General features: G+C 62.0%; 13 protein-coding genes and 1 pseudogene. 4 read left to right on the top strand and 10 right to left on the bottom strand.

Translation table 11 applies throughout. The annotated features are described in order from the left end of the window. Nucleotides 1-38: 38 nt before the first annotated feature. Nucleotides 39-1,388 carry a tryptophan--tRNA ligase gene (locus BLR26_RS08095; protein WP_045197286.1) on the bottom strand — a complete coding sequence of 450 codons (1,350 nt, stop codon included), beginning with the start codon at nt 1,386-1,388 and terminating at the stop codon, nt 39-41. 24 nt (nt 1,389-1,412) lie between these two features. Beyond that, a complete protein-coding gene (locus BLR26_RS08090) occupies nt 1,413-2,048 on the bottom strand; it encodes an alpha/beta hydrolase (protein WP_093379795.1) in 636 nt (211 codons plus the stop codon). 138 nt (nt 2,049-2,186) lie between these two features. On the opposite strand from BLR26_RS08090, the gene BLR26_RS08085 reads away from it, so the two are divergent. Then, nucleotides 2,187-2,621 carry a Z-ring associated ZapG family protein gene (locus BLR26_RS08085; RefSeq protein ID WP_038998843.1) on the top strand — a complete coding sequence of 145 codons (435 nt, stop codon included), beginning with the start codon at nt 2,187-2,189 and terminating at the stop codon, nt 2,619-2,621. A gap of 84 nt (nt 2,622-2,705) precedes the next feature. Here the strand turns inward: BLR26_RS08085 and mdeB are convergent, their stop codons facing one another. Continuing rightward, complete coding sequence (gene mdeB, locus BLR26_RS08080) at nt 2,706-5,402, bottom strand: alpha-ketoglutarate dehydrogenase (protein ID WP_176794219.1); 2,697 nt, start codon at nt 5,400-5,402, stop codon at nt 2,706-2,708. Between the two features lie 36 nt (nt 5,403-5,438). Then, nucleotides 5,439-6,635 (bottom strand): methionine gamma-lyase, encoded by a 1,197-nt coding sequence (locus tag BLR26_RS08075; RefSeq protein WP_045197282.1) that lies wholly within the window; start codon nt 6,633-6,635, stop codon nt 5,439-5,441. Between the two features lie 128 nt (nt 6,636-6,763). On the opposite strand from BLR26_RS08075, the gene BLR26_RS08070 reads away from it, so the two are divergent. Next, a complete protein-coding gene (locus BLR26_RS08070; protein ID WP_045197280.1) occupies nt 6,764-7,243 on the top strand; it encodes an Lrp/AsnC family transcriptional regulator in 480 nt (159 codons plus the stop codon). A gap of 242 nt (nt 7,244-7,485) precedes the next feature. Continuing rightward, nucleotides 7,486-7,653, top strand: a pseudogene (locus BLR26_RS27665) (bacteriocin immunity protein); the annotation flags it as partial. Between the two features lie 98 nt (nt 7,654-7,751). On the opposite strand, the gene cysN reads toward BLR26_RS27665, so the two are convergent. From cysN to BLR26_RS08045, 4 genes are all read right to left on the bottom strand, one after another. Beyond that, entirely contained in the window at nt 7,752-9,653 is a 1,902-nt protein-coding gene (gene cysN / locus BLR26_RS08060; protein ID WP_093379781.1) for a sulfate adenylyltransferase subunit CysN, read from the bottom strand. Nucleotides 9,654-9,706: 53 nt separating this feature from the next. After that, nucleotides 9,707-10,048 (bottom strand): four helix bundle protein, encoded by a 342-nt coding sequence (locus tag BLR26_RS08055; RefSeq protein ID WP_093379777.1) that lies wholly within the window; start codon nt 10,046-10,048, stop codon nt 9,707-9,709. A gap of 102 nt (nt 10,049-10,150) precedes the next feature. Further along, nucleotides 10,151-11,068 (bottom strand): sulfate adenylyltransferase subunit CysD, encoded by a 918-nt coding sequence (gene cysD / locus BLR26_RS08050; RefSeq protein WP_038998836.1) that lies wholly within the window; start codon nt 11,066-11,068, stop codon nt 10,151-10,153. Nucleotides 11,069-11,204: 136 nt separating this feature from the next. Further along, nucleotides 11,205-11,963 carry a Nif3-like dinuclear metal center hexameric protein gene (locus tag BLR26_RS08045; RefSeq protein ID WP_093379772.1) on the bottom strand — a complete coding sequence of 253 codons (759 nt, stop codon included), beginning with the start codon at nt 11,961-11,963 and terminating at the stop codon, nt 11,205-11,207. A gap of 229 nt (nt 11,964-12,192) precedes the next feature. Between BLR26_RS08045 and algW the strand changes: the two genes are divergently transcribed. Further along, on the top strand, nt 12,193-13,350 hold the full coding sequence (gene algW / locus BLR26_RS08040; protein WP_010220741.1) for a Do family serine endopeptidase AlgW: 1,158 nt from the start codon (nt 12,193-12,195) through the stop codon (nt 13,348-13,350). Nucleotides 13,351-13,432: 82 nt separating this feature from the next. Here algW and BLR26_RS08035 read toward each other — a convergent pair whose 3' ends face one another. Both BLR26_RS08035 and BLR26_RS08030 read right to left on the bottom strand, forming a co-directional pair. Next, nucleotides 13,433-14,197 carry an amino acid ABC transporter ATP-binding protein gene (locus BLR26_RS08035; RefSeq protein WP_010220739.1) on the bottom strand — a complete coding sequence of 255 codons (765 nt, stop codon included), beginning with the start codon at nt 14,195-14,197 and terminating at the stop codon, nt 13,433-13,435. A gap of 10 nt (nt 14,198-14,207) precedes the next feature. Then, entirely contained in the window at nt 14,208-15,305 is a 1,098-nt protein-coding gene (locus BLR26_RS08030) for an amino acid ABC transporter permease (protein ID WP_093379767.1), read from the bottom strand. Nucleotides 15,306-15,309 lie beyond the last annotated feature (4 nt).

Below are 15,309 nucleotides of genomic sequence, written 5' to 3'. Positions count from 1 at the left end.
GGCCCGGGATAATGGCAATCAGACTTCCGATAAGCCGTTCAGTCCTGCTGGGGCACCAGGGCCGCGCGCAGGGTTTCGATGGCGCTGTCGCGGGCGGCGCCGTCGGCAAACTGCGGGCCGTCGCCAACGCACTCACCTTCCAGCCACAGGCTGAAGCCCAGGCCTTCGTGGCGCACGTCAAGCTCGCCGCCCTGTTGCAATTGCTTGCTCACAGCACCTGCGGTCTTGCCGTCGGCGAAGTTGCGCGACAACAGCAGTTGCTCGCCATCGGCCGCCAGCAGGCGGAAGCGGAAGCTGCCGTCGTCTTCGCGGAAGCTGACAAAGCGCGCGGTCTTGGCCGCCTTCTTCTTGACCTGGGCAGTGGCCTGCTCGACGTTACGGAACGAGCGCAGGCCGACCGCTTCGCGCAGCTCCTCAAGGAACGGCGTGGCCACCTTGCGGGCTTTTTGCGCGCCGGCCAGGAGGATGTCCTCAAGGTCGGCCGGGCGGCTGATCAACTGGTGATAACGCTCGCGCGGCTCGCTCAGCTGGCCATCGAGCAACTGGAACAGGCGCTGCTTGGCTTCGCCCCAACCCAGGCCCTGGAGCAGTTCGCTGCGAAACTCATCGGCCTGGGAGGCAGTGGCGAAGGCCTGGAACAGGGTGAACAGGTGCGCGTTGTCCGGATCCTTGGCTTCGCCCGGGGCGCGGGAGTCGGTGACGATGCGCGAGATGGCATCCTTCATGTCCTTGGCGCTGGTGAACAACGGGATGGTGTTGTCGTAGCTCTTGGACATCTTGCGCCCGTCCAGGCCCGGCAGGGTGGCGACGCTTTCTTCGATCAGCGCTTCGGGCATGGCGAAGAATTCCTTGCCCTGGCCGAACAGGTGGTTGAAGCGCTGGCCGATGTCGCGGGCCATTTCCACGTGCTGGATCTGGTCACGGCCGACTGGCACCTTGTTGGCGTTGAACATCAGGATGTCGGCGGCCATCAGTACCGGGTAGCTGTACAGGCCCATGCTGATGCCGGCATCCGGGTCTTCGCCGTTCTCGACGTTCTTGTCCACCGACGCCTTGTAGGCGTGCGCGCGGTTGAGCAGGCCCTTGGCCGCAACGCAGGTCAGCAGCCAGGTCAGCTCGGGAATCTCGGGGATGTCGGACTGACGATAGAAAGTCACTCGCTCCGGGTCCAGGCCACCGGCCAGCCAGGTCGCGGCGATTTCCAGGCGCGAGCGCTGGATGCGCTGCGGGTCGTCGCATTTGATCAGGGCGTGGTAGTCGGCCAGAAAATAGAACGAGTCGACACCCGGCTCACGGCTGGCGAGGATCGCCGGGCGGATGGCACCGGCGTAGTTGCCCAGGTGAGGCGTGCCCGTGGTGGTGATACCGGTAAGGATGCGCGTAGTCATGGGTAATCGCTTATCAGGCTTGTATCAGTTCGAAAGGCGTGGCAGCACCAGTTCCTTGAGGTCGGTGAGCTTGCCATGGAAAAAGTGTCCGCATTCTGCCACTTTCAGCAGCTCATGGGGGCGTGGCAGTGCGCCGGACCAAGCGTAGACGATCTGCGGATCGATCACTTCGTCGGTTTGCGGCTGGATCACGCTCAGCGCGCAGCCTTGTGGCAAGGTGTCGTGATCCTGCAGGCGCATCACCGCTGGCGCAACCATGAACAGGTGCTTCAATTCGATACCGTTTGCTTCCAGACGCCCGCCGAGGCTGGCCGCAACAAAGCCGCCGAATGAAAAACCCATCAGGGTCAGGGGCAGCTGTGGATGTTGTTCCAGCAGCCAGGTCGCCGCCGCCTGAGCATCGTCCACTTCGCCGCTGCCCATGTCATGGTTACCGGCGCTGGCACCGACACCACGGTAGTTGAATCGCAAGGTGATGTAACCGGCATCGCGGGCGGTGCGCTGCAGCATCGACACCACCTTGTTGGTCATGGTCCCGCCCTGCACCGGGTTAGGGTGACACAGCAACACCACGCCACGGGCGTCGGCAACATCAAGGTACAAGGCTTCCAGTTGGCCGACCGGGCCATCGATGAATACGGGGGTTTCGCGGATAAGCAAGGATAAACTCCGTGACCTCGGAAAGGGTCGACTCGTCTAGCTGAATGATTCTGTCTGAGATATTTGCGATCGTTCGCGGTATACAGCGCAGGTCCGAGCCGTTAACGTAAAGCAAAGCCGTTTATAGAGGAAGGACTCGTGGAACTCTCGCTCTTAGTTTGGTTGTTGCCGACCCTGGCCCTCGTCGTGGGTGTCGTCGTTGGTTTCCTGGTCGCCCGCCTGCTGCCCAATGCCGCACCGAGCAGCACCCAGCGTCAGCTGGATGATATCCAGGAACGTTTCGACAGCTACCAGAATGAGGTGGTTACTCACTTCAACAGTACGGCTGCGCTGGTCAAAAAGCTGACCCAAAGTTACCAGGACGTCCAGGATCACCTGGCCGAGGGCGCCAACCGCCTGGCCCTCGACGAACTCACCCGCCAGCGCCTGCTGGCCGCCCTGCACTCCGAAGCCGTGCAGCCTGCGCGTGATCGCCTGACCCCGCCGAAGGACACCGAGGTGCCGCGCGACTACGCACCGAAAGCGCCCAACGCACCGGGCATGCTCGATGAGCATTACGGGCTCAAGCGTTAAAAATACAAACCCCGCCAACTGGCGGGGTTTTTTATTATGGCTGCTGTTGCAGCCTGCAGGAGCGGGCTTGCCCCGTGATGAGCCTCAGCAATACCAAGGCGCCTCCCCCTCCCGGTAGCCGTACTTCTCCCGCGCCTCATCCAGCACCCGCCGCTCAACTCCACCCTGGCGCACCAGGCTGTGCAGGCTTGCCAGAACGATACTGAAGCGATCGACCTCGAAGAAGCGCCGCAGCTGCTGGCGGGTATCGCTTCGGCCAAAGCCATCAGTGCCAAGCGTCACATAAGGTGCCTGTACATATTCAGCAATCAATTGTGGCCAGGCCCGCACGTAATCGGTTGCGGCAATCACCGGCGCGTCACCGTCCAGGCAGCGCTGCACATGGCTCAGATCAGCACTGCCCTGCCCCAACCGGCCGGCGCGATCTACATCCCGCGCCTCACGCGCCAGCTCGCTGAAGCTGGTGACACTGAACACTTCACTGGCAACCTGCCAGTCGCTGGCCAGCAGTTCACTGGCAGCAATCACCTCGCGCAGAATCGCCCCGGAGCCCAGCAGGCGCACCCGCCCCTGGGCAGCCGGCAGCTGCTGTTCGACATAACGGTACATGCCGCGCAAAACCTCTTCATGCACCTGCGCCGGCAGGGACGGCTGTGGATAGTTTTCGTTCATCACCGCGACATAATGAAATTCATCGCACTGTTCAGTGAGCATGCGCCGCGCCGCGTACTCGAGGATCACCGCCAGCTCGCCAGCAAAGCACGGCTCCCAGGCCCGGCAGTTGGGCACCATCGAGGCCATCACCAGGCTTGAACCGTCCTGGTGCTGCAGCCCCTCTCCGCCCAACGTGGTGCGCCCGGCAGTGGCGCCCAGCAGCAGGCCACGGGCGCGCTGGTCGGCGGCGGCCCAGATCAGGTCACCGACGCGTTGAAAGCCGAACATCGAGTAATAGATGTACACCGGCAGCATCGGTTCGCCATGCACCGCGTAGGACGTTGCCGCCGCCACCCAGGAAGAAATCGCCCCGGCTTCGGTAATACCTTCCTCCAGCAACTGGCCATCGCGCGCTTCCTTGTAGGACAGCAACGACCCTGCGTCTTCCGGCTCGTAGCATTGCCCCTGGGGCGAGTAGATGCCGATCTGCCGGAACAGGCTGGCCATGCCGAAGGTGCGCGCCTCGTCGGCGACTATCGGCACCACCCGCGGCCCCAGCTGTGGCGCCTTGAGCCAGGCGCTGAGCATGCGCACGGCGGCCATGGTGGTGGACATTTCCTTGCCGTCGGCCTGCAGGGCGAAGCCGCCCATGGCTTCCAGCGCTGGCACCGGCACCGGGCGTACGTCGCTGCGCCGAGCAGGCAGCGGCCCACCCAGAGCTTCCCGCCGCTCGCGCAGGTAGCGCATTTCTGCGCTGTCTTGGTCCGGTCGATAGAACTGCAACTGTTCGACCTGCGCGTCCGACAGCGGCAAATGAAAACGATCACGAAAGGCTAGCAAGGCCTGCACGTCGAGCTTCTTGGCCTGGTGCGCGGTCATTCGCGATTCACCGGCGGCGCTCATGCCGTAGCCCTTCTTGGTCTTGGCCAGAATAACCGTTGGCCGGCCCTTGCAGGCCTTGGCGGCGGCGAAGGCGGCGTACAGTTTGCGAAAATCGTGGCCACCGCGTTTCAACGCATTGATCTCGGCCGAGCTCATGTGCTCCACCAGCTTTTGCAAGGCCGGTTGCTGGTTGAAAAAGTGCTCGAGGTTGTAGGCGCCATCTTTGGCCCCAAGGTTCTGGAACTGCCCGTCCGGGGTCGCCGCCAACTGGCGCAACAGCACGTGCTCGGTGTCACGAGCGAACAATGCGTCCCACTCCGAGCCCCAGAGCACCTTGATCACGTTCCAGCCGGCGCCACTGAACAGCGCCTCCAGTTCCTGGATGATCTGGCCGTTGCCGCGCACCGGGCCGTCCAGGCGCTGCAGGTTGCAGTTGACCACGAAGGTCAGGTTGTCCAGTTGCTCGCGGGCGGCCAGGGTCAGGCCGGCAATCGACTCCGGCTCGTCCATCTCGCCATCGCCAAACACCCCCCAGACGTGCCGGGCACTGGTATCGAGCAACTGGCGGTTGTGCAGGTAGCGCATGAACCGCGCCTGGTAGATCGCGTTGAGTGGGCCGATGCCCATGGATCCTGTCGGAAACTGCCAGAAGTCCGGCATCAGCCACGGATGTGGGTAGGAGCACAGGCCCTTGCCAGCCACTTCCTGGCGATAGCTGGCCAGTTGCTCTTCGCTCAAACGTCCTTCAAGGAAGGCCCGGGCATAAATGCCCGGCGCCGAATGCGGCTGGAAGAACACCAGGTCAGCGCTGCGTTGCTCGCCACCGGCCTCACCGCGAAAAAAGTGCTGGAAACCGACTTCGAAAATCTCTGCGGCCGAGGCATAACTGGCGATGTGCCCGCCGAGGTCGCCATAAGCGTGGTTGGCCCGCATGACCATGGCCAGGGCGTTCCAGCGCAGGATGCTGGTGATGCGCTCATCGAGCTCCAGATCACCCGGATAGACGCCCTGCTGCTCCACCGACAAGCTATTGCGATAGGCCGAAAAGGCCTGGGCCCCGCGCTCCAGGCCCAACTCGCGGGCATGGGTTTGCAGTTGCTGCAGCAGAAACCGCGCACGCTCCGGGCCGCAGTGCAGCAGGGTCGAATCCAGTGCGTCCAGCCATTCGGCGGTTTCCCCCGGATCGCTGTCCTGCTGTGGATCGCCCGGGCGCCGCGGCACACCTTCGCCAGGCACAAGGTTCATCATTGCCACCATTGCATTGACCTCGTCCGTGAAAGGTTAGGCGCAGGCCTTGAGCGCTTGTTGAATATCCGCCAGCAGGTCGTCGATGTCCTCCAGGCCCACCGACAGGCGTACCAGCCCTTCGGAAATGCCGTACTGCGCACGCTCCTCTGGGGTATAGCTGGAGTGGGTCATGCTTGCCGGGTGTTGGGCCAGCGATTCGGCATCGCCAAGGCTGACGGCACGGCTGAACAACTGCAGGGCATTCATGAAACGCCTGCCGGCAGTGATGCCGCCCTTGAGTTCAAAGGCGATCATGCCGCCCGGCAAACGCATCTGCCGCTGGGCCAGCTCATATTGAGCAAAGCCGGGCAGGCCGGGGTAATTGAGCATTTCAACTTCCGGCTGTTGCTCGAGGTATTCGGCAATGGCCTGGGCATTGCTGCAGTGGCGCTCCATGCGCAAGTTCAGGGTTTTCATCCCGCGCATCAGCAAGGCGGCGTCATGGGGCGACATCACTGCACCGGTCATGTCCTTCAAGCCTTCCAGGCGAATCCTGTCCACCAGCGCCTTGCGCCCCACCACCAGGCCGGCAGTGATATCGCCATGGCCACTGAGGTACTTGGTCGCCGAATGCACCACCAGGTCGGCGCCCAGCTCCAGGGGTCGCTGCAGGTACGGCGTGCAGTAGGTGTTGTCGACCACCACGCTGATATCGTGCTGGTGCGCAAGCGCGGCCACGGCAGCGATATCGGTCATCTGCATATTGGGGTTGGCCGGGGTTTCGAAATAAATAACCCGGGTATTGCCGTTAATCGCCGCGGCGACAGCCTGCAGGTCGCTCATGTCGACATGCCGGACCTTGACCCCGAACTCGCCGATACCATGGTGTAAAAAGGCAAAGGTGCAGCCGTACAGGGTGCGCCCCACCAGCACCTCGTCGCCGGGGCGCAGCAGGGTCCACAGGGTCGCGGTAATCGCGCCCATCCCCGAGGCCAGCGCCAGGCCAGCTTCGCCGCCTTCGAGCGAGGCCATGCGTTGTTCCAGCAAGGCCAGGGTAGGGTTGGAAATCCGGCTGTAGAAATGTCCGGCCTGTTCACCGGCGAAGCAGGCAGCGCCGTACTCGACGGTCGGAAAAGCAAAGGTCGCGGTCTGGTAGATCGGTGGCACCAGGGCACCACTGTGTTCCAGTGGATCGTAACCGTGGTGAATGGCGCGGGTGGCAAAACCTGAATTGTTATTGGAGCCGCTCATGGCAAACAGCCTCTAGTGGTTTGTTATAAGCTTATGCCACTGAGGTGCTGATTTTTTTCCAAATGTAGCCGTCCTTGCGGAAGGTTATTGACATAAAAACAACGATTTCAGACCACGGAGGGTAAAACATGCCTACAACCATCGATCGCACCGATCGAGCGTTGCTCGCGGCCTTGCAAGACAACGCGCGCTTGACGGTTTCCGAGCTGGCCGACCAGGTCGCACTGACCACCTCGCCGTGCTGGCGACGGATCAAGCTACTGGAAGAAGCCGGCTACATCATCGGCTACCAGGCCATCCTCTCGCCCAAGTCGCTGGGCTTTGGCGTAACCGCTTTCGTCAGCATCATGATGGACTCGCACAGCAAGGAAATGGCCCGCGCCTTCGAGCAGCGACTGATGGAAATCCCCGAAATCGTCGCCTGCCACAACATCTCCGGGCGTTATGACTTCCTGCTGGAAATCCTTGCCCGCGACCTTGAGTCATTCGGTGAGTTTGCCCGCGAAGTGCTGCAGACCTTGCCCGGGGTGAAAGAGATTTACTCGAGCTTCTCGTTCAAGGCAGTGAAGGAGAAGCGGGTGATTCCGGTGTCGGAAAAGCACATCTGAATTCAAATCCCGTTCCTACAATGTGGGAGCGGGCTTGCCCCGCGATTTTCCCACTGCATCGCCCTGTAGGAAGCAAATTTCTCGCTGCTCAGAAAATCCTGACTCCAACTCCCACCCCGCGCGCCATTTTCAGAAACGGTCAAGAATCGCCGTTCTTATGAAATGCGCCATATCGTACCAACGAGCGAGGGCGGTGCACTGTATGACCTGGACAACCTGCCGGGGCCGCTGGCACCGAGCTCTATCAGGACACCTTGCTTGAGCACTTCATCGCAGTGACGCAACATCCAGAGGGCTCGGACCTGATTTTTTACCCGGCTGGCGATCAGGAACCAACGCCGCAGAAGATTATGAAGCAGATCCTGGAGTGGCGAGTAGCCAACGGCAGGCCTGGACTGAAGGTGGGCTGAATGAGGGCCCATCGCGGGGCAAGCCCGCTCCTACCGTGCGGTGAATTCGACCAACAAAAAGCCCCACCGAAGTGGGGCTTCTTGTTCAGCGCCAGCGCTTAGATCGCGCCACGCTTGCGCAGCAGCTCCAGCACCTGCTTGACGCCGTCTTCCAGGCTGACGTTCTGGGTGTCGATCACCAGGTCCGCATCCAGCGGTACGTCATACGGGAAGCTCTCGCCCGGGATGTTGTCGCCGCCGGCGGCATACAGGCCCTGCGGGTCACGCTCGCGGCACGCCAGAGGCGAAGCCTGGACGTAGACCGTGAGCAGGCGTTCCTTGCCGATCAGCGCCTTGGCCTGTTCGCGGCCTTCGGCGTCCGGGGCGACGAAGGCGGCCAGGGTCAGCAGGCCGGCTTCGTTGAACTGACGCGCAACGTGCGCGGCACGGCGCCAGTTCTCGGTGCGCCCGGCGCGGTCCTGCGGCAAGCCTTTGTTCAGGTCGTGGCGCAGGTTCTGGCCATCGAGCACATACACCGCACGGCCCATGTCGAACAGCTTGCGCTCCACGGCATAGGCCAGGGTGCTCTTGCCCGCGCCCGAGAGGCCGCTGAACAGCACGGTGGCTGGCTGCTGACCGAAACGCAGGGCACGTTCTGCGGTGTCCACGTGGGCCAGTTTGCCGTGCTGGCCAACGCTGCCATGGGGCACAACCGGTGGCGCGATGATCATGCCGGCGCCAACGGTGCCGTTGGTCAGGCGGTCGATGACAATAAAGGCACCGGTGGTGCGGTTGCTGTCATAGCCGTCCAGCGCGATCGGCGCATCGAGGCTGACCTTGACCTTGCCGATCTCGTTGAGCTGCAGGGCACTGGCGGCGCCCTGCTCCAGGGTGTTGACATCGACCTTGTGGGCGATGCTGGCAATCGAGCCCGGCACATAGCTGGTGGCGCGCTTGATGTCGTATTTTTTGCCCGGCAGCATCGGCTCTTCAGCCATCCATACCAGCATGGCGTCGAACTGGTCGGTCACCGGCGGGACGTTGTCGGCATGCACCAGCAGGTCGCCACGGGAGATGTCGATCTCGTCTTCCATGGTCAGGGTCACGGCCTGGCCGGGGCCGGCGTTTTCCAGCTCGCCTTCGAAGGTGACGATGGACTTGACCCGGCTGCTCTTGCCCGACGGCAGCACGACGATTTCATCGCCCTTGTGCACCACGCCGCTGGCCAGGGTACCGGCGAAGCCGCGGAAGTTCAGGTTCGGCCGGTTGACGTACTGCACCGGGAAGCGCAGGTCGGTGAAGTTGCGGTCGGCCGCGACTTCGACGGTTTCGAGGATTTCCATTAACGCCGGGCCCGTGTACCACGGCGAACGCTCGCTGCGGTTGACCACGTTGTCGCCCTTGAGCGCTGACATCGGCACGAAATGCAGGCTGCTCGGGCTCATGTTGATGGCATCGGCGAACTTCAGGTAGTCGGCCTTGATGCTCTCGAACACGCCCTCGTCAAAGCCTTTGAGGTCCATCTTGTTGACCGCGACGACGATGTGCTTGATGCCCAGCAACGAGGCAATGTAGCTGTGCCGGCGGGTCTGGGTCTGCACACCGTAGCGGGCATCGACCAGGATGATCGCCAGGTCGCAAGTCGACGCACCGGTGGCCATGTTGCGGGTGTACTGCTCGTGGCCCGGGGTGTCGGCGATGATGAACTTACGCTTGGCGGTCGAGAAGTAGCGGTAGGCCACATCGATGGTGATGCCTTGCTCGCGCTCGGCCTGCAGGCCGTCGACCAGCAGCGCCAGGTCGATGTCGTCACCGGTGGTGCCGACTTTCTTCGAGTCGCGGGTGATGGCTTCCAGATGGTCTTCGTAGATCATCTTCGAGTCGTGCAGCAGGCGCCCGATCAGCGTGCTCTTGCCGTCGTCGACGTTACCGCAGGTAAGGAAGCGCAGCAGCTCTTTACGTTCGTGCTGGGCCAGGTAAGCGAGGATGTCCTCGCTGATCAGATCAGATTGGTGGCTCATTACATTCAAGCTCCAAGCTGTAAGCTTCAAGCGGCAAGCTTGTCGGCATACAACTAGTCAGAAATTTTGTTGATCAACCCGCTCAGCATTCTTGAAAGCTCACGAGTCTCTGTAATCCACTCATTCGACAAAGGCTTTGGCAGATAGCCTACCTCTCCCCCGATGATGATCTGCGTACGCAACTCACCGCAGGACGCCTTGGCAATACACAGATAGCGAACCTTTTCTTTTGCCGTTCTGCGCTCCATGCCTTCGGCGATATTCGACGGAACGGAAAGTGCCGCCCGGGTGATCTGATCCTTGAATCCAAGATCCCGGCACACCCTCTGCTGCGTGTAAATCGCTACCGCCAAATCTTTGCTTCTCTGCCAAACAGCAAGCTTCTCAAAGTCCATTGTTAAGCACTCTCACGCACCCACAATGGGGCGGCAGCCGACAAAACCCAGAAGCTACGCACTTTGCTTCTAACTTGCAGCTTGCCGCTTGTAACTTGAAGCTTAGAAGTACCCTTGACGTTTTTTGTCTTCCATGGAGCCGGCGCCATCGTGGTCGATGACCCGGCCCTGGCGCTCGGAAGTGCGCGTCAGGAGCATTTCCTGAATGATGTCGGTGAGGCTTTCGGCCTCCGACTCCACCGCGCCCGTCAACGGGTAGCAGCCAAGGGTACGGAAACGCACCTTCTTCTTGACGATACGGGCCTTTTCTTCCTCCGAGAGGTGCTCGAGGATGCGCGCGTCGTCGATCATGATCAGGGTGCCGTTCTTCTCGATCACTTCACGCTCGGCGGCGAAGTACAGCGGCACGATCGGGATGCCTTCGAGGTAGATGTACTGCCAGATGTCCAGCTCGGTCCAGTTCGACAGCGGGAACACGCGAATCGACTCGCCCTTGTTGACCTTGCCGTTGTAGACGTTCCACAGCTCCGGACGCTGGTTCTTCGGGTCCCAGCGGTGCTTGCTGTCACGGAACGAGTAGACCCGCTCCTTGGCCCGCGACTTCTCTTCGTCGCGGCGCGCGCCACCGAAGGCGGCATCGAAGCCGTACTTGTCGAGCGCCTGCTTGAGGCCCTCGGTCTTCATGATGTCGGTGTGCTTGGCACTGCCGTGGGTGAACGGGTTGATGCCCTGGGCGACGCCGTCCGGGTTGACGTGGGTGATCAGCTCCAGGCCCATTTCCTCGACCATCTTGTCGCGGAAGCTGTACATCTCCTGGAATTTCCACTGGGTGTCGACGTGCATCACCGGAAACGGCAGCTTGCCCGGGAAGAAGGCCTTGCGCGCCAGGTGCAGCATCACGGCCGAGTCCTTGCCAATCGAGTACAGCATCACCGGGTTATCGAACTCGGCGGCCACCTCACGAATGATGTGGATGCTTTCCGCCTCCAACTGTTTCAAATGCGTCAGTTTGTCGACCATGGCTACTCACGGAAATACGATCTTATGGACGGCCAGCGGGCCGTGTTCGAGCGGGCCACTTTATCACAGCGCCCGATTCTATTTAGGCAGCCAACTAGAACGAAACAGTATAAGAATATGCCCTGCCGTTTTAGCTTTATATAGGGTTCGGGCAGTCGATGAACAGGTGTTCCAGGGCAAACCGTCGGGCCAGGTAATCGCCCAGCGCCTGCACGCCGTAACGCTCGGTGGCGTGGTGGCCGGCGGCGATGAAGCTGATGCCGTTCTCGCGGGCGCTGTGGAAGGTCTGCTCGGAGGCTTCGCCGCTCAGGTACAGGTCGACACCGGCAGCAATCGCCTGGTCGATATAGCCCTGGCCGCCGCCGGTACACCAGCCGACCCGGCGGATGATCTGCTCGCCTTCGATCAACAGCGGCTCACGGCCCATCACCTCCTGCACCTTGCGGGCAAAATCGCGCGCCGACATGGGTTCGGCGAGCGAGCCGACCAATCCGACAATGCGCGGGTTCTGCGGGTCCAGCGGGCCTTCGACAGTGATGTCGAGCTGGCGCGCCAGCTGCACGTTGTTGCCCACTTCCGCGTGCAGGTCCAGCGGCAGGTGGTAGGACAACAGGCTCAGGTCGTTTTTCAGCAGGGTTTTCAGCCGGCGCTGCTTCATGCCGGTGATGCACGGATTCTCGCCCTTCCAGAAATAGCCGTGGTGCACCAGTACCAGGTCGGCGTCGGCTTCGACTGCAGCGTCGAGCAACGCCTGGCTTGCGGTCACGCCACTGACGATGCGGGTCACTTGCGGGCGGCCCTCGACCTGCAGGCCGTTGGGGCAGTAGTCCTGGATTTTGGCGCTACCGAGGTAGCGTTCGGCTTCCTCGACCAGGGTACTCAAGGCAACAGCCATGGAAAGACTCCTCAATTTCGCAGTTCAGCGCGGCCCAAGGCCCCGTATAATGAGCGGCATTATGGGCCGTCGCCGGGTTTGGGGAAACCGACGGCAGTTGCCTGGGGGCTGGCATTGTTGGTTTTCGTGACGATTTAACAGTTCCTGCACAAGCCGCAGCGCAGTATGATCGCGCGCGTTTACGCTCCCAGCTGTCATCGGCCCTCTGCCAACTCCCAGGATTCGTTCAATGTTCAAGGCTTTGCGTTACTTTGGCTGGCCGCTGCTGGTCGGCGTGCTGATCGCCCTGTTGGTCATCCAGCGCTTTCCGCAGTGGGTCGGCCTGCCCAGCCAGGACGTCAACCTGCAGCAAGCCCCGCAAACCACGCGGATCATGCAGGGGCCGGTGTCCTACGCCGACGCCGTGAGCATCGCCGCCCCCGCGGTGGCCAACCTGTACACCACCAAGGTGGTCAACAAGACCGCCCACCCGCTGTTCGAAGACCCGCAGTTCCGCCGCTTCTTTGGCGACAACCTGCCCAAGCAGCGCCGCTGGGAGTCGAGCCTGGGGTCGGCAGTGATCATGAGCCCGGAAGGCTACCTGCTGACCAACAACCACGTGACCTCCGGTGCCGACCAGATCGTGGTGGCGCTCAAGGACGGCCGCGAAACCCTGGCACGGGTGATCGGCAGCGACCCGGAAACCGACCTCGCGGTGCTGAAGATCGACCTGAAGAACCTGCCGTCGATCACCATCGGCCGCTCCGACAACATCCATATCGGCGACGTCGCCCTGGCCATCGGCAACCCCTTCGGTGTCGGCCAGACCGTGACCATGGGCATCATCAGCGCCACCGGCCGCAACCAGCTGGGCCTGAACAACTACGAAGACTTCATCCAGACCGACGCCGCAATCAACCCGGGCAACTCCGGTGGCGCGCTGGTCGACGCCAACGGCAACCTCACCGGCATCAACACGGCGATCTTCTCCAAGTCCGGCGGCTCGCAAGGCATCGGCTTTGCCATCCCGACCAAGCTGGCTCTGGAGGTGATGAAGTCGATCATCGAGCACGGCCAGGTGATTCGGGGCTGGCTGGGGATCGAGGTGCAGCCGCTGAGCCAGGAACTGGCCGAGTCGTTCGGCATGCAGGGACGCCCGGGCATTGTCGTGGCAGGGATTTTCCGTGATGGCCCGGCACAGAAGGCCGGCCTGGAGCTGGGTGACGTGATCCTCAGCATCAACGGCGAACCGGCCGGCGATGGCCGCCGCTCGATGAACCAGGTGGCGCGGATCAAGCCCAATGACAAGGTGGCGATCCAGGTCATGCGCAACGGCAAGGAGCTCAAGCTGACCGCCGAGATCGGCTTGCGTCCACCGCCGGCACCGGCAGCCAAAGAAGAAAACTGATGGGTTAACATCATCGCGGGGCAAGCCCGCTCCCACAGGTTTTGTGGTTTACCTGTGGGAGCGGGCTTGCCCCGCGATGGGGTCAGTGCAGAATCTGGCTCAAGAACAGCTTGGTCCGCTCATTCTGCGGCCGGTCGAAGAAATCGTCCGGCGCCGCCTGCTCTACAATCTCGCCTTTATCCATGAAGATCACCCGGTTCGCCACGGTGCGGGCAAAGCCCATTTCGTGGGTCACGCAGAGCATGGTCATGCCGTCTTCGGCAAGGCCAACCATGGTATCGAGCACTTCCTTGACCATCTCAGGGTCGAGCGCCGAGGTCGGTTCGTCGAACAGCATGATCTTCGGCTTCATGCACAGCGCCCGGGCAATCGCTACCCGTTGTTGCTGGCCACCCGATAGCTGCCCGGGAAACTTGTTGGCCTGCTCCGGAATTCGCACCCGCTCCAGATAGTGCATGGCAATTTCCTCGGCCTTGCGCTTGGGCATCTTGCGCACCCACATCGGCGCCAGGGTGCAGTTCTGCAGGATGGTCAGGTGCGGGAACAGGTTGAAGTGCTGGAACACCATGCCGACTTCGCGGCGGATCGCTTCGATCTGCTTGAGGTCGTTGGTCAGCTCCACGCCATCGACGACGATGCGCCCTTGCTGGTGCTCCTCAAGACGGTTGAGGCAGCGGATGGTGGTCGACTTGCCCGAGCCCGACGGCCCGCACAGCACGATACGCTCGCCCTGGCGCACGTTCAGGTTGATGTCCTTGAGCACGTGGAACTGGCCGTACCACTTGTTCACGCCCTGCATCTGAATAATGCCTTCAGGGCTCACAGGCTGTTTGATCGCTTCACTCATGGGAACACTCCTAACGCTTGTGGCCTGTGTCCAGCTTGCGCTCCAGATGCATGGAGTAGCGGGACATACCGAAACAGAAAATCCAGAAAACCAGGGCGGCAAATACATAGCCCTCGGTCGCCATGCCCAGCCAGGTCGGGTCGGCAGCTGCCTGCTTGACGCTGTTGAGCAGGTCGAAGAGGCCGATGATGATTACAAGGCTGGTGTCCTTGAACAGGGCAATGAAGGTGTTGACGATGCCGGGGATTACCAGCTTCAGGGCTTGCGGCAGAATCACCAGGCCCATCGAGCGCCAGTAGCCCAGGCCCATCGCCGCAGCGGCTTCGTACTGGCCCTTGGGAATAGCCTGCAGGCCGCCACGTACCACTTCGGCGATATACGCCGACTGGAACAGGATCACCCCGATCATGGCCCGCAGCAGCTTGTCGAAGCTCATGCCCTCAGGCAGGAACAACGGCAGCATCACCGAGGACATGAACAGCACGGTAATCAGCGGCACGCCGCGCCAGAACTCGATGAAGGCCACGCAGACCACCTTCACCGCCGGCATGTTCGAACGCCGCCCCAGCGCCAGCAGGATGCCCAGCGGCAAGGCCCCGACGATGCCCACGGTGGCGATCACCAGGGTCAGCATCAGCCCGCCCCACTGGTTGGTCGGTACCGTGGCCAGGCCCAGGTAGCCGCCGTGCAGCAGGGTGTAGGCGATGATCGGGTACAGCACCAGAAAGCCCAGGCCGTAAACCGCCTTGCGCGGGAAGCGCGAGATGAACAACGGCGCGGCGCCGATTACCGCCAGCCAGACGGTCAAATCGACACGCCAGCGCAGCTCGCTCGGGTAGTAACCGTACATGAACTGGCCGAAGCGCTGCTGGATGAACACCCAGCAGGCGCCCTCCTTGGTGCAGTCGGCGCGGGTGGTGCCCACCCAGTTGGCGTCGAAGATCGACCACTGCAGCAGCGGCGGCACGATCAGCCACACCAGGTACACGGCAAACAGCGTCAGCAGGGTGTTGAGCCAGCTGGAGAACAGGTTGGCGCGCATCCAGGCCATTACGCCGACGGCTTTGACCGGTGGCGGCATATCAGGTTTGAAAACATGGGTACTCATGCGC

It is taken from the genome of Pseudomonas sp. UC 17F4 (genome assembly GCF_900101695.1).
Taxonomy (GTDB): domain Bacteria; phylum Pseudomonadota; class Gammaproteobacteria; order Pseudomonadales; family Pseudomonadaceae; genus Aquipseudomonas.
Note: the sequence above shows the minus strand (reverse complement) of the source record. Positions and strands in the feature narration are given on the sequence as shown.

Excerpts from the sequence above, each read along its gene's own strand:
- BLR26_RS08095 (WP_045197286.1), bottom strand. The coding sequence starts at position 1,388 with ATGACTACGCGCATCCTTACCGGTATCACCACCACGGGCACGCCTCAC.
- mdeB (WP_176794219.1), bottom strand. The coding sequence starts at position 5,402 with ATGAACCTTGTGCCTGGCGAAGGTGTGCCGCGGCGCCCGGGCGATCCA.
- BLR26_RS08075 (WP_045197282.1), bottom strand. The coding sequence starts at position 6,635 with ATGAGCGGCTCCAATAACAATTCAGGTTTTGCCACCCGCGCCATTCAC.
- BLR26_RS08070 (WP_045197280.1), top strand. The coding sequence starts at position 6,764 with ATGCCTACAACCATCGATCGCACCGATCGAGCGTTGCTCGCGGCCTTG.
- cysN (WP_093379781.1), bottom strand. The coding sequence starts at position 9,653 with ATGAGCCACCAATCTGATCTGATCAGCGAGGACATCCTCGCTTACCTG.
- BLR26_RS08055 (WP_093379777.1), bottom strand. The coding sequence starts at position 10,048 with ATGGACTTTGAGAAGCTTGCTGTTTGGCAGAGAAGCAAAGATTTGGCG.
- cysD (WP_038998836.1), bottom strand. The coding sequence starts at position 11,068 with ATGGTCGACAAACTGACGCATTTGAAACAGTTGGAGGCGGAAAGCATC.
- BLR26_RS08045 (WP_093379772.1), bottom strand. The coding sequence starts at position 11,963 with ATGGCTGTTGCCTTGAGTACCCTGGTCGAGGAAGCCGAACGCTACCTC.
- algW (WP_010220741.1), top strand. The coding sequence starts at position 12,193 with ATGTTCAAGGCTTTGCGTTACTTTGGCTGGCCGCTGCTGGTCGGCGTG.
- BLR26_RS08035 (WP_010220739.1), bottom strand. The coding sequence starts at position 14,197 with ATGAGTGAAGCGATCAAACAGCCTGTGAGCCCTGAAGGCATTATTCAG.
- BLR26_RS08030 (WP_093379767.1), bottom strand. The coding sequence starts at position 15,305 with ATGAGTACCCATGTTTTCAAACCTGATATGCCGCCACCGGTCAAAGCC.